General features: G+C 66.9%; 19 protein-coding genes and 1 pseudogene. 7 read left to right on the top strand and 13 right to left on the bottom strand.

Going from position 1 to position 20,476, the window contains the following annotated elements:
• Positions 1-170 (bottom strand): annotated as a pseudogene (locus QOD90_RS21385) (DUF4194 domain-containing protein); the annotation flags it as partial.
• Positions 167-1,648 carry a DUF3375 family protein gene (locus tag QOD90_RS21380; RefSeq protein ID WP_526352833.1) on the bottom strand — a complete coding sequence of 494 codons (1,482 nt, stop codon included), beginning with the start codon at positions 1,646-1,648 and terminating at the stop codon, positions 167-169. The pseudogene QOD90_RS21385 and the gene QOD90_RS21380, both read right to left, overlap by 4 nt.
• Before the next feature lie 590 nt (positions 1,649-2,238).
• Between QOD90_RS21380 and QOD90_RS21375 the strand changes: the two genes are divergently transcribed.
• Complete coding sequence (locus tag QOD90_RS21375) at positions 2,239-2,976, top strand: TMEM165/GDT1 family protein (protein WP_526352825.1); 738 nt, start codon at positions 2,239-2,241, stop codon at positions 2,974-2,976.
• Here the strand turns inward: QOD90_RS21375 and QOD90_RS21370 are convergent.
• Positions 2,963-4,879, bottom strand: coding sequence for a potassium transporter Kup (locus QOD90_RS21370; protein ID WP_526352832.1), 1,917 nt, complete (start codon positions 4,877-4,879; stop codon positions 2,963-2,965). The genes QOD90_RS21375 and QOD90_RS21370 overlap by 14 nt on opposite strands.
• A 198-nt stretch (positions 4,880-5,077) precedes the next feature.
• Here QOD90_RS21370 and QOD90_RS21365 point away from each other — a divergent pair, with 198 nt between their 5' ends.
• Entirely contained in the window at positions 5,078-5,377 is a 300-nt protein-coding gene (locus QOD90_RS21365) for a WhiB family transcriptional regulator (protein WP_526352824.1), read from the top strand.
• Between the two features lie 2 nt (positions 5,378-5,379).
• On the opposite strand, the gene QOD90_RS21360 is transcribed toward QOD90_RS21365, so the two are convergent.
• Positions 5,380-6,753: an NtaA/DmoA family FMN-dependent monooxygenase gene (locus QOD90_RS21360; RefSeq protein ID WP_526352823.1), complete on the bottom strand. Its 1,374-nt coding sequence runs from the start codon at positions 6,751-6,753 to the stop codon at positions 5,380-5,382.
• Between the two features lie 8 nt (positions 6,754-6,761).
• Complete coding sequence (locus QOD90_RS21355; protein ID WP_526352822.1) at positions 6,762-7,925, bottom strand: LLM class flavin-dependent oxidoreductase; 1,164 nt, start codon at positions 7,923-7,925, stop codon at positions 6,762-6,764.
• A 189-nt stretch (positions 7,926-8,114) separates the two neighbouring features.
• On the opposite strand from QOD90_RS21355, the gene QOD90_RS21350 reads away from it, so the two are divergent.
• The gene (locus tag QOD90_RS21350) at positions 8,115-8,960 is read left to right on the top strand and encodes a PIG-L family deacetylase (RefSeq protein WP_526352821.1); all 846 of its coding nucleotides are present in this window, start codon (positions 8,115-8,117) and stop codon (positions 8,958-8,960) included.
• Here QOD90_RS21350 and QOD90_RS21345 read toward each other — a convergent pair.
• The 5 genes from QOD90_RS21345 to QOD90_RS21325 all read right to left on the bottom strand — a co-directional run bounded on the left by QOD90_RS21345 (position 8,957) and on the right by QOD90_RS21325 (position 13,134).
• On the bottom strand, positions 8,957-9,343 hold the full coding sequence (locus QOD90_RS21345; RefSeq protein WP_526352820.1) for a DUF2237 family protein: 387 nt from the start codon (positions 9,341-9,343) through the stop codon (positions 8,957-8,959). The genes QOD90_RS21350 and QOD90_RS21345 overlap by 4 nt on opposite strands.
• A gap of 20 nt (positions 9,344-9,363) precedes the next feature.
• Complete coding sequence (locus tag QOD90_RS21340; protein ID WP_526352819.1) at positions 9,364-9,969, bottom strand: TetR/AcrR family transcriptional regulator; 606 nt, start codon at positions 9,967-9,969, stop codon at positions 9,364-9,366.
• Positions 9,966-11,102, bottom strand: coding sequence for an acyl-CoA dehydrogenase family protein (locus QOD90_RS21335; protein WP_526352818.1), 1,137 nt, complete (start codon positions 11,100-11,102; stop codon positions 9,966-9,968). Before QOD90_RS21335 ends, QOD90_RS21340 begins: the two co-directional genes overlap by 4 nt.
• Positions 11,103-11,123: 21 nt before the next feature.
• Complete coding sequence (locus tag QOD90_RS21330) at positions 11,124-12,302, bottom strand: acyl-CoA dehydrogenase family protein (protein ID WP_526352831.1); 1,179 nt, start codon at positions 12,300-12,302, stop codon at positions 11,124-11,126.
• A gap of 109 nt (positions 12,303-12,411) precedes the next feature.
• Positions 12,412-13,134, bottom strand: a complete 723-nt coding sequence (locus QOD90_RS21325; RefSeq protein WP_526352817.1) for an SDR family oxidoreductase — start codon at positions 13,132-13,134, stop codon at positions 12,412-12,414.
• Positions 13,135-13,197: 63 nt separating this feature from the next.
• On the opposite strand from QOD90_RS21325, the gene QOD90_RS21320 reads away from it, so the two are divergent.
• The gene (locus QOD90_RS21320; protein ID WP_526352816.1) at positions 13,198-13,695 is read left to right on the top strand and encodes a VOC family protein; all 498 of its coding nucleotides are present in this window, start codon (positions 13,198-13,200) and stop codon (positions 13,693-13,695) included.
• Here the strand turns inward: QOD90_RS21320 and QOD90_RS21315 are convergent.
• Entirely contained in the window at positions 13,692-14,090 is a 399-nt protein-coding gene (locus QOD90_RS21315; RefSeq protein ID WP_526352830.1) for a Zn-ribbon domain-containing OB-fold protein, read from the bottom strand. The two genes, QOD90_RS21320 and QOD90_RS21315, sit on opposite strands and share 4 nt — an antisense overlap.
• A gap of 96 nt (positions 14,091-14,186) precedes the next feature.
• Here QOD90_RS21315 and QOD90_RS21310 point away from each other — a divergent pair, with 96 nt between their 5' ends.
• Positions 14,187-15,386 (top strand): thiolase family protein, encoded by a 1,200-nt coding sequence (locus tag QOD90_RS21310; RefSeq protein WP_526352829.1) that lies wholly within the window; start codon positions 14,187-14,189, stop codon positions 15,384-15,386.
• On the opposite strand, the gene QOD90_RS21305 is transcribed toward QOD90_RS21310, so the two are convergent.
• On the bottom strand, positions 15,376-16,734 hold the full coding sequence (locus QOD90_RS21305) for a lipocalin-like domain-containing protein (RefSeq protein WP_526352828.1): 1,359 nt from the start codon (positions 16,732-16,734) through the stop codon (positions 15,376-15,378). The genes QOD90_RS21310 and QOD90_RS21305 overlap by 11 nt on opposite strands.
• 169 nt (positions 16,735-16,903) lie before the next feature.
• Between QOD90_RS21305 and QOD90_RS21300 the strand changes: the two genes are divergently transcribed.
• Together QOD90_RS21300 and QOD90_RS21295 are read left to right on the top strand one after the other, a co-directional pair.
• Positions 16,904-18,538, top strand: coding sequence for an AMP-binding protein (locus QOD90_RS21300; protein WP_526352815.1), 1,635 nt, complete (start codon positions 16,904-16,906; stop codon positions 18,536-18,538).
• Between the two features lie 8 nt (positions 18,539-18,546).
• Positions 18,547-19,368: an enoyl-CoA hydratase/isomerase family protein gene (locus tag QOD90_RS21295; RefSeq protein WP_526352814.1), complete on the top strand. Its 822-nt coding sequence runs from the start codon at positions 18,547-18,549 to the stop codon at positions 19,366-19,368.
• Here QOD90_RS21295 and QOD90_RS21290 read toward each other — a convergent pair.
• A complete protein-coding gene (locus QOD90_RS21290) occupies positions 19,365-20,453 on the bottom strand; it encodes a Zn-dependent alcohol dehydrogenase (protein ID WP_526352813.1) in 1,089 nt (362 codons plus the stop codon). The genes QOD90_RS21295 and QOD90_RS21290 overlap by 4 nt on opposite strands.
• Positions 20,454-20,476 lie beyond the last annotated feature (23 nt).

Genomic DNA, 20,476 nt, shown 5'->3' with positions numbered 1-20,476 from the left:
TCGGCGCTGATGTAGCGGCGCGTCATCAGCTGCTGCAGTGCCCAGCACGCACGGTCGGGTAGTTCGCTGACGTCGCCGTCGAAGCGGGGCCTGCGCTGGTGCGGGGAACGTCCCGTCTGGTCGACCTGGGGCAGTGAGGAGAAGTCGATGTCGCCGTCGATGGTCGTCATGAGGCGGCTCCCAGCAGGCTGGAGATCGGTTCGGTGAACATCAGGTGCGGAACCTCCATCTCGCGGTCGCGTCCGTCCAGGGACTGGAATCGCACCGTGGCCGATTCGGATGCGTGCGTCGCATCCGGTTGTTTGAGGGCCCAGGACCACAGCACGATGACGTGCCCCAGATACGGCTCGTGACCCTGGGTGGAGAGCAGCTCCACCGCGTCGGGCAGCGAGAGTGGACCGTCGGTGATCGCGGTGTTGATCAGTTCCGACATGGCGGGTGCGTCGACCTGCGTCGTCAACGCGGCGAAGCTGGCCAGGTCGACCTCGGTGCCCGCGGTTTCGGCGGGCCTCGGGTTCGAGAGGTCGCCGATCCGGAAGCTCAGTGCGCCGACCGAACTGATCGCGTGGCGCGCCAGGGGCAGTTCGAGGTCGATGCGGGAATCGGTCAGCGAGGCCTTCAGAAGGGCGCGGGCGGCCCCGATGGCCTCGTTGAGCTGACGGGCCACGCCGCGGCTCTGTTCGAGCGTGCCGAACGCGGTGAAGCGTTTGACGCGCTGGGCGCAGCGCTGCTGGATGCGTTCCACCTCGTCGATCTGGTGCCCGACGAGTTCGAAGAATCCGGCCATTACCTTCCGCAGTGCCGGGTCGAGTGCGGGCAGCGCCGCAGCCACCGCGGCGACGTCGGCTTCGAACTCGGCACGCTGATCGGGATCGTTGATCATCCGCAGGAAGGCGCGGTGCGAATCGCGGCCCTGAGAGTCCCACGCGGCCTGGTAGTCGGCGTACATCTGGCGCTGCCGGTCGCGGTATTCGACGTTGCTGTCAATCGGCTCGTCGAGGGCGGCGGTGGCCTGTTCGATCATCGTGCCGTACTGGCCGATGTCGGTGATCAGCCGTTCCATCTGCAGGGCGATGGCGCGGGCTTCGTCATACACGTCGGTCAGGTCGACGTTCGTCAGAGTCGAGTCGGGCCGCGCATCGTCATCGACATCCTCGTCGAGTGCGCGCAGCGCGGCGTGCAGCGCCTCGATCTCGGTTTCGATGCTGGCGCGGATGCGGACGGGGTCGTGGCCGACGCGCAGGGCGATCTGCTTGAGCCGCGAGGCGATCCCGTTGATGGAGCCACCCGTGGCGATGGTGTCCTGACGGCGCACTCCGCGCACGAAGTCGAGGGCCCGGCGCGCCTCCTGGGTCAGGTAGCAGAGGTTGCGTTCGACGCCGGCACGCTGGTCGGCGACGCGGTGTAGCCAGCCTTGGCTGGCCCACGACTTGATCAGCGCCAGACCGGACTGCTCTCCGCCAGGGCGATCGAGGTCGTCGAGGTCGCGTTCCAGCCGTACCACCAGCTCCGTCTCGCCGATCACGCCGTCGCTGAGGTGGCGCTCCATCAGCGTGGCATAGATGCCGAGGTTGAGCGTGGCCAGCAGCCGGATCGTGGGGGAACCCTGAATGTCGCGGTTCTGCTCGAAGAGTTCGGCTGCCGACATCGTCGCGGCGTCGTCCACCTGATCCCCTCCTCGGCTGAGTCGTACGTCGACGGTCCAAGATAGGGCACGGCGGCGACATGGGATCGCGTGACGCGCAGGCGTGCGGAGAGTGTCTGGAGTGCTTCGCCACAAGGGTCTCAGGAGTCGCGTGAGTCCCACTGGGCGCTGCTGCATCAGGTCCACCACGGAAGTTCGCGAGTTCTGCGAGAGGGCCGTGATAACTAACGATCCACGGCCCTCGCGCAGAACGCGGCGGTCGGCGTGCACGATTCCGGGAACGCTGCCAGGCAGATCCGGGTGGCCGAACTTTCGCACCTGTATTACCCAAACTTATTGCAAGCGTTGAACTTTCGGCCACTCCCGGTTGCACGGACACGGTGCGGGCGGTATGGTCGAGCGAACGAAGGGGAGTAGCCCCCAATCGGGTGATCGACACACTGGTCGCGTTGCGCAGAGGCTCGCGCGGCCCGGTTGCCCGGACCGGTGCACCATCCGGTGGGCGAGACCTTCGGCCGCTTTGACCATTTGGTTTGCCGGCCGGAGGCATCTAGTGCGCCCCCAGCCGGCAGCCACGAACCAAGGAGCCACTAGTGCTTGCCGCTCTGCTACTCAGCTTCGCGGTGATCTTCATCGCCGAGATGGGCGACAAGACTCAGCTGGTCGCGATGATGTTCGCGCTGCGGTACCGCTGGTGGGTGGTACTGGGCGCGATCACCGCCGCGACCACCGCCGTCCACGTCCTCTCGGTGGCGATCGGGCACTACCTCGGCGCGGCGTTACCCGCACACCTGCTCGGCATCATCGCCGGAGTGATGTTCGTATTCTTCGGCTTCTGGACCCTGCGAGGCGACACCCTCACCGACGAAGAGGCCGGCCGCGCGCAGAAGGCCACGGCACCAGCGTTCTTCGTCGTCATGTCCGCCTTCGTGCTTGCCGAGCTCGGCGACAAGACGATGCTCGCGACGATCACCCTGGCCGCGGACCACGACTGGGTGGGAGTGTGGATCGGCTCCACCATCGGCATGGTGGCCGCTGACGGGCTTGCCATCATCGTCGGTGCGGTCGCGGGCAAACACCTCCCCGAGCGGCTGATTCAGATTTCCGCGGCAGCGTTGTTCTTGCTCTTCGGCGCCTTCATGCTGCTCGAGAACTTCTTCCCCGTCGCGCCCGTCGTGGTCGTCGGCGCGGGTGCGCTCGCCATCGTCGCGCTGTTCGCAGGCGCCTTGCGGGCGCTGCCAGAGCGGTTGCGGCCCGCCGTCCTGCGCACCGAATCAGTGAAAGATCAAGGTGCCGAGGAGGAATCGGCGAGCAGTCCTAGAACTCGATGAGCGATCCCATGACGACCGTCTGGCCCTTCGGCAGATGGAAGAAGTCGGCGGCGTCGCTCGCGAGGTATGAGGTGGCGATGAACAGCCGCTTGCGCCACGGCGCCATGGTGGGTTCCGGTCCCGCGTCCAGCTCCAGCTTCGACAGGAAGTAGGACGCCTCGTCGACGTTGATCACGCCTTCGGTCTCGTCGGGATCGAGCAGCCGCAGCGCGGCGGGGACATCCGAGGGCTCCATGTATCCGAATCGTGCTGTGACGTGGATGATTCCGTCCTCGGCGTAGCCGAGTGCGTCGACCTCCACCCGCTCGTCTGCCGGTACCCGCGGCACCGGTTCCGTCTCGATGGTCATGATCACCACGTGTTCGTGGCGCACGTGGCTGTGTTCGACGTTGGCGCGCATCGCCAGCGGCGCCGTCTCCTTGCCGCGATTCAGGAATACCGCGGTGCCGGGGACCCGCGTGAGGGGCGGCTCGTAGTTGGACAATCCGCTGATGAATTCGGGCAGCGGGCCCTCTGCCTGCTCCCGCGCCCTGGTCACGAGCTTGCGGCCGCGCTCCCAGGTCATCATGACCGTCCACGTCGCGATGGCGATCAGCAGCGGCAGCCACGCACCGTGCACCAGCTTGGTCAGGTTGGCCGCCAGGAACAGCAGGTCGACGAGCAGCAGGGCACCGCCGCCGATCACCACCATCCAGAGCGGAGTGCCCCACCGTGTTCTGGCGAGATAGAAGAACAGCAGCGTGACGATGGTGATGGTGCCGATCACGGCCATGCCGTATGCGTAGGCGAGTTTGGCCGAGCTCTCGAAGGCGAAGACCAGGATCAGCACCGACACCATCAGCATCCAGTTGATGGCGGGGACGTAGACCTGGCCGTAGGCCGACGCCGAGGTGTGCACGACCCGCAGGCGCGGCAAAAGGCCGAGTTTCGCGGCCTGCGCGGCGACTGAGAACGCCCCGGTGATCACCGCCTGCGACGCGATGATGGTGGCCGCGGTGGCGAGCAGCACCATCGGCAGCCGTCCCCATTCTGGAATGAGGAGGAAGAACGGTGCGCTGATCGACTTCTCGTCACCGATGATCAACGCGCCCTGACCGAAGTAGTTGAGTACGCAGGCGGGCAGGACGACGAACAGCCACGCCAGGGTGATCGGCCGCCGACCGAAGTGACCCATGTCGGCATACAGGGCCTCCGCACCGGTGACGGCAAGCACCACCGCGGCCAGTGCAAAGAAGGCGATGTGGAAGTGCCCGAAGACGAAGGACAGGGCGTAGGTGGGGGACAGCGCCTTGAGGATTTCCGGATGACCGATGATGCCCGTGACGCCGCAGGCGCCGATCGCGACGAACCACAGAATCATCACCGGTCCGAAGAAGCGGCCCACCTTGGCCGTGCCGTGGCGCTGAACCGTGAACAGCGCAACGATGATCACCGCGGTGATCGGCACGATCCACTGCTCGAGATCCGGGGTGACGACTTTGATGCCCTCGACGGCGGACAGCACCGAGATCGCGGGGGTGATCATGCTGTCGCCGAAGAACAGCGACGCACCGAACAACCCCAACGCTGCCAGGATCGCCGCGGTACGACGACCGCGGGTCGCGGCGCCGTGCTTGAGCATCGTGATGAGGGCCATGATGCCGCCCTCGCCGTCGTTGTCGGCACGCATCACCAAGGTGATGTAGGTCAACGTGACGATGGTCATGACCGACCAGAAGATCAGGGACACAATGCCGTACACGTTGTCGGTACTGATGGGCACCGGGTGTGGGTCGGCGGGATCGAACAGCGTCTGCAGGGTGTAGATCGGGCTGGTGCCGATATCGCCGAACACCACGCCGAGGGCGCCAAGCACTAGCGCGGCTCGAAACGGTGGGGTGTGACTGGCGGTGCCAGGTGGCATTGACGCTTCGGAAGTCGCTTCGGAGGTGGTCTGCACGGCGATGTCCTCGCTTCAGTCCGGCAAACCCCGATGGTAAACCGCGCATTCGAGATCCGGGGTCAGCCGAGACCTCGATTCACGTCGAGTCGATGTCTGGTCACGGTGCGATTCTTCGGCGACGCTGAGTCCGACACGACCGAACTGAGGAGGGGAGGCGCCATGACTGCCTCATCGAATCTCTCACGCGACCCGAGCGTGCCCCTACCGCGCCCGCTGCTCGAGGACTGGACATGGCAGGAGTCGGGGAGCTGCCGTCGGTCGGCTCCGGAGATCTTCTTCCCCGAGGATGCCGGCCGGTCGGGCCTGAGGGCACGAGAGGAGCAGGCCAAGCAGATCTGCCGCCGGTGCCCGGTTCTGGCTCGCTGCCGTGACCATGCGTTGGCAGTGGGAGAGTCCCACGGCGTGTGGGGTGCGATGTCGGCGCGGGAACGAACCCGGACGTACGCCGCGGGGGCCTGACCTCAACCGGTTGCTGCGGCGTCCGTTGCCCTGGCGGGAACCGCGAGACCGAGGTGGTCGCGGAGAGTGGTGCCTTCGTACTCGGTCCGGAACACGCCGCGCTCCTGCAGGAGCGGCACTACCCGGTCGACGAACGCATCGAGGCCGCCCGGCGTGACATGGGGGACCAGGATGAAGCCGTCGCTGGCATCGGCCTGCACCAGGTGATTGATCCGCTCGGCGACCGTCTCGGCCGATCCGACGAAGTTCTGTCGACCGGTGACCTCCACGATGAGTTCGCGGGACGTGAGCCCGTCGGCCTCCGCCTTGGCCCGCCACTCGTTGGCCGTCGCGATGGGGTCCCGATGCATCCGCACGCTGGCCCTGCCGCGGGCGATGGTGTTCTCGCCGACGATCGGATCGACCGATGGCAGTGGCCCGTCGGGATCGTGGTCTGAGAGGTCGCGGTTCCACAGCTGTTCGAGGAACTTGATCGCGGTCTGCGGTGAGACCTGCGCCAGCCGTACCGCCTGCGCGATCTCGGCCGCTTCGGCATCCGTGTCGCCAAGGACGAAGGTCGCCGCGGGCAGGATGAGTAGTTCGTCGCGCCGACGTCCGTGGGCGGCGAGGCGCCCCTTGACGTCGGCGTAGAAGGCCTGACCCTCGTCCAGGGTGCCGTGCCGGGAGAAGATCGCATCAGCTGCGGCGGCCGCGAATTCGCGTCCGTGATCGGAGTCGCCCGCTTGGAAGATGACGGGCCGACCCTGCGGGCTGCGGGGCACGTTGAAGCGGCCACTGATGTCGAAGTGCGCGTTCGAATAGCTGAACGATCCTGCGTCGGGATCGTTCAGGAAGATGCCGCTCTCCTTGTCCGCGACGATCTCGTCACCCCGCCACGAGTCGAAGAGCAGATGGGCCGCGGAGAGGAAACTCTCGGCGCGCTCGTACCGCTGGTCTTCGGCCAGGAATCCGCCGCGGCGAAAGTTCTGGCCGGTGAACGCATCCCATGACGTGACGACGTTCCACGCGGCGCGTCCCTCGGACAGGTGATCGAGCGAGGCGAACTGCCTGGCGACCTCGTACGGCTCGTTGAACGTCGAGTTGATCGTTCCGGTCAGCCCGAGTCGGTCCGTCACCGCGGCGAGAGCGGCCAGCACGGTGAAGGTGTCCGGGCGCCCGACGACGTCCAGGTCGTAGATTTCGCCGCCCTGCTCGCGCAGGCGCAACCCCTCGGCCAGGAACATGAAGTCGAACTTTCCGCGCTCAGCGGTCTTGGCGAAGTGGACGAACGAGCTGAAGTCGATGTGACTACCCGAGGCCGGGTCGCTCCACACCGTGGTGTTGTTGACGCCGGGGAAGTGAGCGGCGAGGTGAATCTGCTTGACGGGCTTGTTCATGCACGGTCCTAGGTCGTCGAGGCGGTCGTGTAGCGGTTTGCGGGGCGTGCCAGGCCGAGGGTCTCGCGCAGAGTGGTGGTGTCGTACGAGGTACGGAAGAGGCCTCTCGATCGCAGTTCCTGAGCCAGGCCGTTGGTGATCTGTCGCAGGTCGTGCGGCAGCGTGGCGGGGCGCAACCTGAAGCCATCGGCACCGGCCGCGTGCCACTGCTCGATCAGATCGGCCAACTGCGACGGCGAGCCAACGAAAACCTCTGCATCGCTGATGTATTCACGTCCCAGCAGATGATCGAGTCGGTCCTTGCGCGAGCGTGCGGCGGCCGGCGTGTCGGCAAGGAATACGACGAGATCGGCGAACACCCGAACCGGTGTCTCCCCTTCCCGGTGCGCTGCGATCGTCTCGACGAGGGTCGTCGTCTCCTGGGCACTGTGGGGAGTGACGAAGCCGACGTCGGCACATGCGCCGATGAGTTCATAGACCGAGTCCCGGTGGCCGAGGGCGGCGACGATCGGCTGTCCCTGCGGGGGCCGCGGCGTGATGGAGGGGCCCTTCACCGAGAACCGCGACCCTTCGAAGCCGATGTAGTGCAGCTTGGCTCGGTCGATGAACCGTCCCGTGGCCACATCACGGATCTCGGCGTCATCCTCCCAGCTGTCCCATAGTCTGCGGATGACCTCGACGTAGTCGGCCGCTTCGCCGATGAGATCGTCACCGCCTTCCCTGCCGAAGTGGCGGGCCGCGTCGGGACTGGCCGACACCTGGACGCGGACTCCCGCCCGACCCGAACTGACGTAGTCGAGCGTCGCGATGGCCTTCGACGCGTGAAAGGGTTCGGTGTGGGTGGTGATCACCGTCGGGATCAAACCGATGTGCCGGGTGTGCGGTGCGACGCGCGAGGCGATGAGGGTGGCGTCGAGTCGGCCCCGGACGCGATCGGTCCGCTCGTCGGCACGCAACGGGTGATCGGACTGCAACGTCAAGCCATCCTCGATGGTGACGAAGTCCAGCAGTCCTCGCTCGGCCTCGGTGACCAGGTCGGTCCAGTAGCGCGGTGTCAACAGTTCGGCGGGCCGGGCATCGAGCTCGCGCCACGCGGTGGGATGCCATCCCGTGCCGTCGAGTGCGACGGCGAGATGTAGTCGATCGGCGCTACCGGGCACTGGCGATCTCACTTTCGTTCACGGTCACCACCACAACGTTGCACTGCATCCGGGTCATTCCTGTTGAATCAATCGGATGCGCACCGGCCGATGCCTTCGATCATGGTCCCTCGTCGGCGGATCGGCACGTCCTCGCAGGTCATCGGTCCAGTGTCCGACTCTCCGTGGCGAGTTCGAAGAGATCGGCGCAGGGTGATGCCAATGACGGACCAGCGGGCGCCGGTGCTGATGGTCGTCCATGCCCATCCCGACGACGAGTCCAGTCAAACGGGCGGCACCCTCGCCCGATACGCGGCTGCCGGCTGCCGCACCGTTCTGGTGACGTGTACCGACGGCGGCCAAGGCGACGCCGTCGGCCGCGGTGCAAAACCCGGTGCCGACGGCCATGACCCGCACCGGGTCGCCGAGCACCGATCTGCGGAACTGGACTCGGCGGCGCAGGCGTTGGCAGTCGTCGACCTGGTGAAGCTCGGCTACCCGGATTCGGGGATGCCCGACGGCGATCGTCCGGTCGCCGCGGAGTCCTTCAGTGCCCGTCCGCTGATGCCGATGGTGCAGCAGATGGTCGACCTGATGGGCCGCTACGAACCCGACGTCGTGATCACGTACCCGCCGAATGGATTGTCGGGACATCCCGACCACATTCGCACCCACGAAGTGGTTGTCGCGGCGCACGGCAACGTCGTCGCAACCGGTGCGCCCCGGGTTCCCCGGCTGTACTACATCGCGATGTCGGCAGCCCGGATACGGGAGCTGCAGGCCGGAATCCGGGCCGCCTTCGGTGCCGACGCGTGGGTCCCGCCCGACGACCTCGGCATCGACGACGCCGAGATCACCACTGCCATCGACATCACGCCCTTCTGGGCGGACAAGATGGCGGCCTTGGCGGCGCATGCCAGCCAGCCGGATGCGGCCCTGCTCCTGCGGTTGTTCGAAATGAGCGATGATATCGCCAAATCGGCTGCGCGGCTGGAGGAATACGTGCGGGTGTATCCGCCGATGCAATCGTCCGCAGGTGGCGTCGAGCGGGACTTCTTCGCCCTCTAAAGGCTGCCAAGGTCGTCGGGGACGTCGACGGCATGCTCTTGAAGGACCGCCAGCGCCACGACGTCGAGGGTGCGTTCGTGGGTGGCCGCCAAGACCACCGGGGCGGCATAGCCGTCTTGCTGGGCGCGAAGCCAATTCCCGGCGGTGACGCACCAGCGGTCGCCGGGCACCAGCCCGGGGAATCGGTATTGCGGCATCGGTGTCGACAGGTCGTTGCCGATGTTCAACTGGTGGGTGAGGAACTCGGCGGTGACCACCGCGCAGATGGTGTGGACACCGACGTCTTCGGGTCCAGTCGAGCAGCAGCCGTCGCGATGGAAACCGGTGAGCGGGTCGGTGCCACATGGATCAAGTGGGCCGCCAAGTACATTGCGATCGGGCATCTCGTCAGTATCCCTGCGACTCACCGAGCTTGTCGGCGTTGACCCAATCCTGGCTCGACGAATCCACGTACGACGTGCTGGCGGACGAACTCACTCACCGCTTCGGCGTCGTCGAGGTCCAGCCGATCCGATGAGGTCAGAAACAGCGAGAACAGCATTCGGGCGAACCACTCGGCGGCGGCGTCGACGTCGAGGTCGTGCCGCACCTCGCCGGTCAGCTTGGCCGCGGCGAGATACGGGCCGAGGAACTGGCCGCACTCGCGCAGCAGAGCGGCGGCATTTCTGGTCAGGAGCGTGTCCACTTCGGCCGCGTCGGAGAGCCGTTCGGGAGCGATGAACCGACGGGCACTCGTCACCGCAACGGCGGCGCTGCCGAGTTTGTCCTCAAGAGAGTCTTCCAAGGCCATCGCCCTGGCCATGCTGCGGTAGAACGACTGCGACGCATGCTCGGATGCCGCGTCCACGATGGCGCGCTTGTCGGGGAAGTACTCGTAGACGGTGCTCCGAGAGACCTTGGCCGCGTGGGCGATGTCGACGACGCTGGTCCGTCGCAGACCCCGCGTCCGGAAGGACGCCAAGGCGGCCTCGACGATGGCGGTCCGCGTGTCGACCGTGGTGTCGGTCATGACACCAGCGCGGGGTAGGTGCTCCCGAGCCGGGCGAGGTGTGCCGACGCCGAACCAAGGGCGAGCTCGTTGTGCTTGGCCCACAGGAAGTATCGGAAGAGCGGATAGCTCACGTCGATGCCGATGCCGCCGTGCACCTGCTGAGCGGTGGCGACCACTCGCATGCCCGCCTCCGCGGCCCAGAACTTGGCGATGCTCGCCTCCCGGTGGGCCGATCGCCCCTCGCCGATCAACCACGCGGCGTGCCACGTCGTCCACCGGATCGCCTCGACGTCGATGAAGGCGTCGGCCATGCGCTGCTGGATGGCCTGGAAACTGCCGATCGGCCTGCCGAACTGCTCCCGCTCGCTGGTATACGCGGCCGCCATCCGAAGCGCCCGCTCGGTGACCCCGATCTGCTGGGCGCACAACGCCACCAGAGCCCTGTCGTGGAGATCGCGCACCGCTTGCGCGCCATCACCCGTTGCGCAGAGTCGATCCCGGCCGGACACCGACGCACCGTCGAACGTGACGTCGGCGTGCGGTTGCCCTCCTGTGGTCGGGACCGGTGTGACGGTCACCCCCTGTTCGCGCGCATTCACCACGAAGATGCCGACCTCACCGTCGTCGGTAGTCGCGGGAACCACGATGGCGTCGGCGATCTGCGCGGCGGGGAGGAGGTCCTTGGCGCCGTCGAGACGCCAGCCGCCCCCGTCGCTGCGCGCCGTGGTCACGGGGCTGGCGGGATCGGTGCGCCCCGGCTCGGTAAGCCCTGCGGTGAGAATCCGATCACCCGTGACGACTTCGCTGAGCCAGCGCTGGATCTGTTCGGCATCACCATGGCGGGCGATCGTGTCCGCGCCGAGGACCAGCGTCGCGTACGCGGGTACCGGAGCGACGCTCCAGCCGACCTCGGCGAGGACGACGGCGAGATCGAGGAATCCGCGGCCACTGCCGCCGATCGATTCAGGAAGGGCGATGCCCAACAGGTCGGCGTCCGCGAGAGCCTGCCACGCCGCCGGATCGTGCCGGACTGAGCCAGTCTCAGAGCCCGCCTCGAGTTCCGTCAGCCGATCGGGGCGGGCCAGTCGGTCGAACAGGTTGCGGGCGATCCCACCGATGGAGATCTGATCTTCGCTGAACGTAAAATCCACGGCGGCAGTCCTTTCCGGGTATCAGACGGTGGCGGGACGAGGCTCGCGGGGCATGCCGAGCCCGGCCATCGCGATGATGGTGCGTTGGATTTCGTTGGCGCCACCGCCGAACGTGTTGAGCACGGCCGTCCGCACCGCGAGGTCGAGAGCACCACGCAGGGGAGCGTCTGGTCCCGAACGCGCGCCGTTGCGGTCGAGGATCTCGGTGAGTTCGCCCGCGACCTTCTGGGTCAGCTCGGTGCCGAACACCTTCGCCGCGGATGCCTCGCCCATTTCGAGTGCCCCCTTGGACATCGCCGCGTTGACCCGCAGGTTCACCAGTTTGTAGGCGGCGACCTGAGCCTCGACGCGCGCCAATGCGAGTTGTACCCACGGTTGATCGATCACTCTGGCGCCGTCGAGGGTGGTTTCGGTCGCCCACTTCAGGGTCTTTTCGAAGAGCGGCTCGAGGGCACCGAGTGTGCCGAGGGCGGCGCGCTCGAAGTTCAGTTGGGTGGTGATCAGTTTCCAGCCGCCGTTTTCGACACCGACGAGGGCGCTCGCCGGCACTCGGACGTCGTCGTAGAAGGTGTAGTACGTCGAAACCCCTGGCATCGTATGCAGCGGCTTGTGGGAGAACCCCGGGGCCGACGTCGGCACGATGAACAACGAAATCCCCTGGTGCCGGTGGGCTTCGGGATCCGTTCTGGCCGCGAGCCAAATGTAGTCGGCGAAGCCGGCGCCGCTGGTGAACATCTTCTGCCCGTTGATGACGTACTCGTCACCGTCACGAACCGCCGTGGTCCGTAGAGACGCCAGGTCGCTGCCCGCCGCCGGTTCGGAATACCCGATCGCGAACTCGACGGTGCCGCCGAGGATCGCAGGCAGGAACTCGCGTTTCTGCTCGTCTGTGCCGAACCGGACCAGGGTCGGTCCGACAGTGTTTAGCGTCACCAGCGGGATGGGGGCGTTCACGCGCTTGGCCTCTTCGAAGAAGATGTGTTGTTCGATCGCGGAGAACCCTTGTCCGCCATACTCCTTCGGCCACCCGACGCCGAGCAGATTGGCGGCGGCCAGTGCGCGCACACACTCCTTGATGGCGGGCCCCCCTTCGCCGCGACGACTCATCGCGGCGGACCGCTCCGGGGTCATGATCGACTCGAGTTGGGCACGCATCGTCGCGCGCAGCTCCTGCTGTTCAGGCGTGTACTCGAGGTGCATGCGCTGGAGAACCCTTCTCGACGGGTCGGTCATCGGACAGTTTGGTCCAGAATGTCCGATGCCCTGTGTCTACCGTGCTCGGACGGACCGTGTCAATGGTCGTCCTGGACTACGAGTCGCCGGTGGCGCGCCTGCGCTCGACTTCGTTCGGTACGACAGGCTTTCGAGCCGACGGTCCCCGCGTGATCGCGTTCAGCCTGATCTCGGGTAGGTCCACCGACGAATCGATGGTGTCCAGCCAGGCGACGGTTTCGGCGACGTCGGCCGCCCGGATCGCGTGCATCTCGAACGGAACATCCTGCAGCATATCGGTTTCCACGGGTCCCGGGGTGACGATGTGGACGTTGATGCCGTCGCGGTCCACCTCGAGTGCCAGTGCGCGGGCAAACGCATTCATGCCGGCCTTCGACGCCGAGTAGGCGGTCCTGGCAGGCATCGGCTCGTGGGCCGACGACGACGAGATGAAGACGAACCGTGCTCCCGGTTCCATGTGGGGCAGGACAGCGGACGAGACCACGAAGCACGAGTCGAGATTGGCGGCGATGGCCTCCCGCCACTGAGCGAAGGTCTGCTTCCGCACGTACGTTCCACCGAGCACGCCCGCCGCGTGGACCACGAGGTGGATGGATCCGGTCGCCTCGACGGCGGCCCGAAAGGAGTCGGGATCGGCGGCGTCGGCGACGACGAACCGGGCGCCCATCTCTTCGGCCGCCGCCCGCAACGGGGCCTCGCGGCGGGCGGTGAGGATGACGTCGTATCCGGCCTCGGCGAGCCTACGGCCGCAGGCCTTTCCGATACCGCCGCTCCCACCGGTGATCAGTGCGGTTCTCAAAATTCATCCTCCGGGGTCGAGGACCGCGCAGTCGTGTTGCGGTCAATTCCTACACCGCGATCGATGGCGGTCGTGGTCTACTTGGGCGAACGGCGGAAACGGGATGGCGCGATGACGATGGTGCACCACACGGGACTCTGTCCCGCTGACATCGAACGGTCCGTGCGCTTCTACCGTGACGGCATCGGCCTCTCGGTGCTCGCCGACTTCGCCATGGACGCCGATCTGGAACCGTTGCTCGGACGGCGCACCAGTCATGTGCGGGCGGTCTTCCTCGGGTCGCCGGACAGTCCGCAGGGCGGCACGCTCGAACTCCTTGATCCCGGTGGGGCCGACATTGGCGAGGAGCCGAAGGGTTCCGGGACCCCCCACCGCGGCGTGTTCCTGCTGTCGTTCGTCGTCGATGTCGCCGAGGTCTTGCGTCGGCTCGGGGACCTTGGTCTTGGCGGTGAACCGCGCTCGATGACGACTGCCGGCGGCGTCACCGCCACCGTGGTCGACCCCGACGGTGTCACCGTGGAGCTTCTGAGCGGACCCATGACCATGCTGCCCCCTGGCTAACGCCGCGGCGCGAAGACTGGGACGAACGCCGTGTCGTCGCCGACCGGCTGCTGTTCGAAGCGGACCGCAACGGGCATCCCGATGGTGACCGAATCGGGTTCGCAGTCAACGATGTTCGCGGCAAGCCTGAGGTCCTTCTGGTCGGCCAGCTCGACGATCGCGATGACATAGGGCGGTGGTACCGCCGGATTGAACGAGTGAAGGTTCACCGTAAAGGTGAACACGGTGCCGTCGCCGGACACGGCGCGCGCGCCGAGTGGGGCATCGCAATGGGGACAGGTCTCTTCGGGCGGCAGCACCCACCGAGCGCACGGCTCGCAATAGGGGACGTGCAGTCGGCCGTCCACGCCGCCGGTCCAGAACTCGCGATTGGACGACGTGAGTTCGGGAATCATCCGCCCCGGCGCGGCAACCTCACCTGACATGTCGGCCAACCTACCCGTCCGCTATTTTTGCAATGATAGAGGAATCATCGCGGAATGGAGCCGAGCTTGTCGCACTTCGAGAAGGACGCGATCATCAGCGGGATCGGCATCTCGCGCATCGGCCGCCGAACCGGGATCCCCGGTCTCGACCTGACGCTGGAGGCGGCCGGCGCCGCAATCGCCGATGCGGGCCTCGAGCCTGCCGACATCGACGGCATCGCCACGCTCGGCGACACGCCACGGCAACGCGTCATCGACGCTCTGAACCTCATTGCCGAGAACCGCAGTTCCGGGATCGACCACTCAGGGCTGTACAGCCCCCTGATGTCTGCCTTCCTCGCCGTCTCCGAGGGTCGGTCGAAACACGTTCTGGTGTACCGCACCGTCGCGATGCTCGGGGGGTCGATGCTCGACTCATCGGCCGAGTTGCCGCCGGAGCCAAACGCTCTGACGTCACCGCCCGTCGAACCACGCCGGCCAGGACAACCGCGCAGGGTCGGGGCCAACGGTGACATCGGTGAGCTCATGGCCGCCCACGCCTACTCGGCGTCGAATTGGGTGGCGATGCACTGCCGCAGGCACATGGAGGTCTACGGCACCACCAAGGAACAGCTGGGCTGGATGGCCATCAACAGCAGGCGCAATGCTGCCCTCAATCCGCTTGCGGCGTACCGAGATCCGATCACGATGGACGACTACCTCGCGGCCCGGCCGATCTCGTCACCCTTGGGCCTCTTCGACTGCGACGTGCCGGTCGACGGTTCGATTGCCGTCGTCGTGTCGCATCGCGACCACGCCCCGGACTGCCCGAACCCACCGGTGAGCATCGAGGCGATCGGCGGGGCATACGGCACGGGCGGCTGGTTCCACCGCGACGACTTTCCCAAGATGGCATCGGTCGAGGCTGCCGCCCAGATGTGGTCGCGGACGGACCTTGCGCCGAAGGACCTGGACGTCGCCGAGCTCTACGACGGGTTCACGTTTCTCACCATTGCCTGGCTGGAGGCGCTCGGCATCTGTGGCGACGGCGAAGCGGGACCCTACGTCGATGGGGCGACGCGCATCGCGCTGGACGGTGAGCTGCCGCTGAACACCTATGGCGGCCAACTCTCCGCGGGCCGCATGCACGGCTACTGGGTGCTGCACGAAGCGTGCCTGCAGCTTCGTGGCCAGGCGGGCGATCGACAACTTCAGCGGCGCCCGGAGACCGCCGTCGTGGCTGCGGGCGGCGGCCCGATCGCGGGCTGCATGTTGCTTACGAGCTGACGGCCAGGGCTGCGGCGAGGTCGGCCAGGATCTGCGCCAGTTCACCGGAGTCGGTGGACGGCGATTCGATGGCCGGTCGCACGGTGCCGACGAGATAGTCCAGTGCTTCGGCCCTGCGGCCGTCGACGACCATCGGCCGCAGGTGTTCGATCAGTGGCGCCGCCTCGTCGACGCCGCGGTACTGCGCCGTCGTGGCCAGCACGTCGACGAGCTCCCAGTCGCGGTACAGCGCCAACGATCGCTCCGAGATGCCGAAGCCCCGCACCGGCTTACCCTGCATCGTCCCCTCGAAGAGGAAGGGGCCTTCCATGTATTCGACGGGCAACGTGTGCGCGGGCGCGGCGACCAGCGGCACGCCGGAGATCTCGAGGTCGAGCGCCTTCGACGTCAGCGTGTGCCGGTCGGGCAGGTAGCGGGCCGAAACGGGTGGCCGAATCAGCTGGCGCACCGACTCCGGCCAGCGCACGTAGCTCTCGGTACGCACCTCGATGTCCTCCACGCACTCCGGCTGCCGGTCGGTGTCGGCGTAGGCGACCGTCGCGCCGGTGAAGGGACGCGCGGCGTTTCGGTCGCGCCGGTCGAACTGTCGCCACGCGACGACGTCGACCCCGTTGTCGAGGTGGATGGTCCGCCACTCGTAGGAGATCGCCCGCGGGTCGCCACCGGTGCCGCCACCACCTGCCGAAAGGGGGAACCACTGCCGGTCGACGTGCCCAGAGGTGCCCGACACCTGCTCGACGGTGTTGCCCCACTTCAGTATTCCGGTCATGCCCATCCCGGTCTGGAAATAGGAGAACGTCTCTGGCTGGGCGAGGCATGAGAACCGTCCGTTGTAGGTGGACGCACCGACGGGAACGGGCGCCCGCGCCGGCGAGACCTCGAGGCGAAGTTCCATCGCGGTGTCGGACTGGTCGATCCCCGCCAGCGTGACGTCGTAACCGAACGGCACCAAGTCGTCGTCGTCGTCGCGGCGGGCGGCCCATCGGGACTGACCGGCGCGGCTGTCGAAGTTGATCTCCAGATGGCCGGTGGCGGCAGACATCTTGTGAATGGTCCCCGGCTCCATGTTCTTGGGCGGCATGTCGTAGTCGGTGAACGTTCCGTAGGTGCCGTTGTCGAGGTCGAACAGAGCCAGCGTGTGGAAGTCGGCCACGATCGATCCGCCGGGTCGGTTCTGGTTGAAGATAGTCAGGAACGCGAACCGCCTGCCCGATGTCGTACCGGTCAACTCGCCGGCCAGAAACCACGTGTCGGACTGGCAATGGGGGTGTACCCCCTCGGCGGCGGGGAACGTGAATTCGGGATCGTCGGGCACTAGTTGGAACGGGTAGCGCAACGCCGGATTCATCGTTTCGGTCACGGCAACCTGCCCTCGTCGAGTGCGCCCGGATTCAATCTGGCTATTATCGCAAAATTAAACTACTACGGCCTGCTGCGCCAGACTCACCTCCATCCGGGTGTTCAGCCCTGCGGCCGAAGTATGGAAGGCAGACTCGACTCGTGCGGACGGGCAGGCGATGACAACACCGGCGGACACCACCAACCGGCGCCCCGCCACGGTGGCGCAGATGGTGCGCGCACGTGCCGACGACGACAACGTCGGGCTCATCTTTCGCGACCGCTCCTGGACGTGGCGCGAGGTGGTGGCCGAGGCCGCGATGCGAGCGTCCTGGCTGCGCGAGACGCTGGATCCGACCCGGCCACCGCACGTCGGCGTGCTGCTGCCCAATGTTCCGGAGTACGTGTTCCAGATGTTCGGGGCCGCCCTGGCGGGGGCATGCGTGGTCGGGCTGAATGCGACCCGACGAGGCGCTGAGCTCGCCAACGACGTCGAGCACACGTCGTGCCAGTTCGTGCTCGCCGACGCCACCTACGGTGACCTGGTCCACGGGGCCATTCGCGTGGCGGGACGGCCGTGGGCGGACTACGACGGGGTGGCGCTGCCAGACGTCGATCCGCCGCCGACCGCGCTGATGTGCCTGTTGCTGACATCGGGTTCCACGGCGGCGCCCAAGGCCGCCATGCGCAGCCAGGGTCGGATCGCCGGTGGCGCCGGAATCGGCTTCGGCTCGAGGGACACGTTGTACTGTCCGATGCCCCTTTCGCACGGAAACGCCTTGAACGCGGCGCTCTTTCCCGCCCTTGCTGGCGGCGCGCGACTTCTGTTGCGCGACCGGTTCTCGGCGACGGCGTGGCTCGACGACGTCCGCACCCACGGCGTGACGTTCACCAACACCGTCGGTCGCGCACTCGGCTACGTCCTGGCAACGCCCCCGAGTCCTGCCGACAAGGACCATCGACTCAAGGTGGTGCTGGCGCCCGAGGCCTCCCCGCGGGACATGGCGGCCTTCCAGGATCGGTTCGGCGTGACCGTACTGAGCGGTTACGGCTCAAGCGAGGGTGGCATCGTGCTGGTGCCGTCGCGAAAGCCGGGATCGCTGGGCACCGCGCTGCCAGGTGCCGACGTCGCGGTGGTCGACTCGTCGGGGGCGGAGTGTGACACGGCGCAGTTCGATTCCGGTGGGCGACTGAGCAATTCCGACCGTGCAATCGGAGAGCTGGTTCGTCGCAACGCCGACGGCTCCTTCGAGGGGTATTGGAACAACCCGGAGGCCGATTCGGACCGATTGCGCGGCGGCTGGTTCTGGTCGGGCGACTTGGCTTACCGCGATGCCGATGACGTGTTCTGGTTCGCCGGCCGGGTGGGGGACTGGCTCCGGGTTGACTCCGAGAACTTCGCGGCGTCACCCGTCGAACGCATCGTCGGCCGATACGAACCCGCTGCAGCGGTAGCCGTCGTCGGCGTTCCCGATCCGCAGGCCGGAGATCAGGTGCTTGCCGTTCTCGAGTTGGGCTGCGACCGGACGTTCGATCCGGATGAGTTCGCGGAATTCCTAACGGCACAGCCCGATCTGGGCACCAAGTGGTCACCTCGGTTCGTCAGGCTCACCGCGGCAATCCCCGTCCTCGGCAACGGCAAGATCGACAAGCGGCCGCTGCGCCGCGACGCCTGGCTGTGCGACGACGAGGTCTGGTGGCGTCCTGCAGGGGCGCGAACGTACACACCGCTGACGAACACCGACCGCGACGCGTTGCGCGAGCAGTTCCGATCTCACCACCGGATGGGTGCCTACCCGTCCATCAACAACTAGGAGGCCAGGTGCCCGTCCACTACGAACTCGGAAAACGCGCTGACGCACCGAACGTCGTGCTGATCACGCTCGATCGGCCGGAGGCCAAGAACGCCTGCGACCTCGAGCACTTCCATCAGCTCACGCAGGCGTGGAAGCGCTTCGCCGAGGACGACGACGCCTGGGTGGCGATCTTCACGGGCGTCGGCCGGTCCTACATGGCGGGCGCCGACCTCAAGACCTACGTTCCCGAGATCACCGCCCTTTCCAAGCAGATCAAGGACGGTACTGCGACCGACGTCGGGGGCTACTCCCTGTCCGACGGCACCGACGCGGTGCTGCGCGGCAGCAAGATCTACAAGCCGATCATCGCGGCGGTCAACGGGCCGTGTGTGGCCGGCGGCATGGAGATGCTTGGCGGTGTCGACATCAGGATTGCCAGCGAGCACGCCAGCTTCGGCGTGCTCGAGCCGTCGCACGGCCTCTTCGCAGGCGGTGGCACCACCGTGCGGCTTCCGCGGCAGGTGCCGTTCGCCCACGCGATGGAGTTCCTGCTGTGCGCCGACATCGTCGATGCGCGGAAGGCGGCCGAGATGGGGCTGCTGAACGCGGTGGTCTCCGAGGAGGCGTTGTTGGACACCGCATTCGCCTATGCCGCGCGAATCACCAAGAACGCTCCGCTGGCGATCCAGGCCACCAAGCGCAGTGTGCTGGAGGGGCTGAAGGTCGACATGCGGGAGGCATACCGCAATGAATCGCTCATCTCGCGGGAGGTGTTCGCGACCGAGGACGCCAAGGAGGGTCCGCGGGCGTTCGCGGAGAAGCGCAAGCCGGTGTGGTCCGGGCGCTAGTTGACGATCACGGTTCGGACGCCCCGGCCCGCGCTCAGGTCGGCGAAGGCGTCGTTGACCTCGTCGAGGGCCACGCGGCGAGAGATCAATCGCTCCAAGGGCATCCGGCCGTTGCGCCAGAGGTCGAGCAAGATCGGGAAGTCCCGCCCCGGCACCACCGAGCCGTACTGACACCCCACCAGCGTCTTCGCGTTCATGAACAGGTCATAGGCAGACAACGCTACCGTCTCTCCCGGCGTCGCCGCACCGACGACGCACGTGGTCCCGCCCCGTCGGGTGGCCTTGATGGCGGTCTCGATCGTGGCGCTGCGGCCCACCGCTTCGAATACGGTGTCCGCGCCCCGGCGCCCGGTGATTGCCCTGACCTGCTTGGCTACGTCCCCGTCGGCCGGGTCGACGACGTGTGTGGCTCCGAACGACTCGGCGGCCTCGCGGCGCTCGGAAACCGGGTCGATCGCTATCACGATGGCGGCCCCGCGAACCACGCTCGCCATGAGCGCCGCCAGGCCGACGCCGCCCAGCCCGATCACCGCCACCGAACTGCCGTGTTCGACCGGCGCGGTGTTCAATGCCGCGCCCGCCCCGGTGGCGACGCCGCAGCCGACGAGAGATGCGACGTCGAGCGGAATGTCGCGATCGATCGGAACCACCGCCCTGCCAAGGCAGTTCGTCGCGGTCGCAAAGCTCGAGACACCCATCGCCGTGAAGAGCGGGTTGTGATCGAGGTCCGACGCGTAGGGCATGGCATAGCTGTCGGCGATGGCGTTGCGGCAAAGATGTACCTCGCCTCGCAGGCAGAACCAGCAGTGCTGGCACGCCGCCGTCCACGCGATCACCACGTGGTCGCCTGGCTCGACGTGATGCACCTCGGAGCCGACCTCCTCGATCACGCCAGCGCCCTCGTGGCCGAGGACGCACGGCGCGCCTGCGGGCAGCGCCCCGGTGGCCATCGACAGATCGGAATGACAGACGCCGCTCGCGGCGATTCGCACCCTGACCTGGTTGGGAGCGATGTCGGCGAGCTCGATGTCGTCGACCTCGAGCGGTTTCCCGATCTCGCGCAGGATTGCGGCGCGTTCCGTCATGCGTGGGTTCCTCGCTTCGCTGA

It is taken from the genome of Mycobacterium sp. (assembly GCF_032161845.1).
Lineage (GTDB): Bacteria > Actinomycetota > Actinomycetes > Mycobacteriales > Mycobacteriaceae > Mycobacterium.
The sequence above is the reverse complement of the archived record's forward strand: the minus strand, read 5'-3'. Positions and strand labels throughout refer to the sequence as shown.

Excerpts from the sequence above, each read along its gene's own strand:
- QOD90_RS21380 (WP_526352833.1), bottom strand. The coding sequence starts at position 1,648 with ATGTCGGCAGCCGAACTCTTCGAGCAGAACCGCGACATTCAGGGTTCC.
- QOD90_RS21370 (WP_526352832.1), bottom strand. The coding sequence starts at position 4,879 with ATGCCACCTGGCACCGCCAGTCACACCCCACCGTTTCGAGCCGCGCTA.
- QOD90_RS21365 (WP_526352824.1), top strand. The coding sequence starts at position 5,078 with ATGACTGCCTCATCGAATCTCTCACGCGACCCGAGCGTGCCCCTACCG.
- QOD90_RS21360 (WP_526352823.1), bottom strand. The coding sequence starts at position 6,753 with ATGAACAAGCCCGTCAAGCAGATTCACCTCGCCGCTCACTTCCCCGGC.
- QOD90_RS21350 (WP_526352821.1), top strand. The coding sequence starts at position 8,115 with ATGACGGACCAGCGGGCGCCGGTGCTGATGGTCGTCCATGCCCATCCC.
- QOD90_RS21345 (WP_526352820.1), bottom strand. The coding sequence starts at position 9,343 with ATGCCCGATCGCAATGTACTTGGCGGCCCACTTGATCCATGTGGCACC.
- QOD90_RS21340 (WP_526352819.1), bottom strand. The coding sequence starts at position 9,969 with ATGACCGACACCACGGTCGACACGCGGACCGCCATCGTCGAGGCCGCC.
- QOD90_RS21330 (WP_526352831.1), bottom strand. The coding sequence starts at position 12,302 with ATGCACCTCGAGTACACGCCTGAACAGCAGGAGCTGCGCGCGACGATG.
- QOD90_RS21320 (WP_526352816.1), top strand. The coding sequence starts at position 13,198 with ATGGCGGTCGTGGTCTACTTGGGCGAACGGCGGAAACGGGATGGCGCG.
- QOD90_RS21315 (WP_526352830.1), bottom strand. The coding sequence starts at position 14,090 with ATGATTCCCGAACTCACGTCGTCCAATCGCGAGTTCTGGACCGGCGGC.
- QOD90_RS21305 (WP_526352828.1), bottom strand. The coding sequence starts at position 16,734 with ATGAATCCGGCGTTGCGCTACCCGTTCCAACTAGTGCCCGACGATCCC.
- QOD90_RS21300 (WP_526352815.1), top strand. The coding sequence starts at position 16,904 with ATGACAACACCGGCGGACACCACCAACCGGCGCCCCGCCACGGTGGCG.
- QOD90_RS21290 (WP_526352813.1), bottom strand. The coding sequence starts at position 20,453 with ATGACGGAACGCGCCGCAATCCTGCGCGAGATCGGGAAACCGCTCGAG.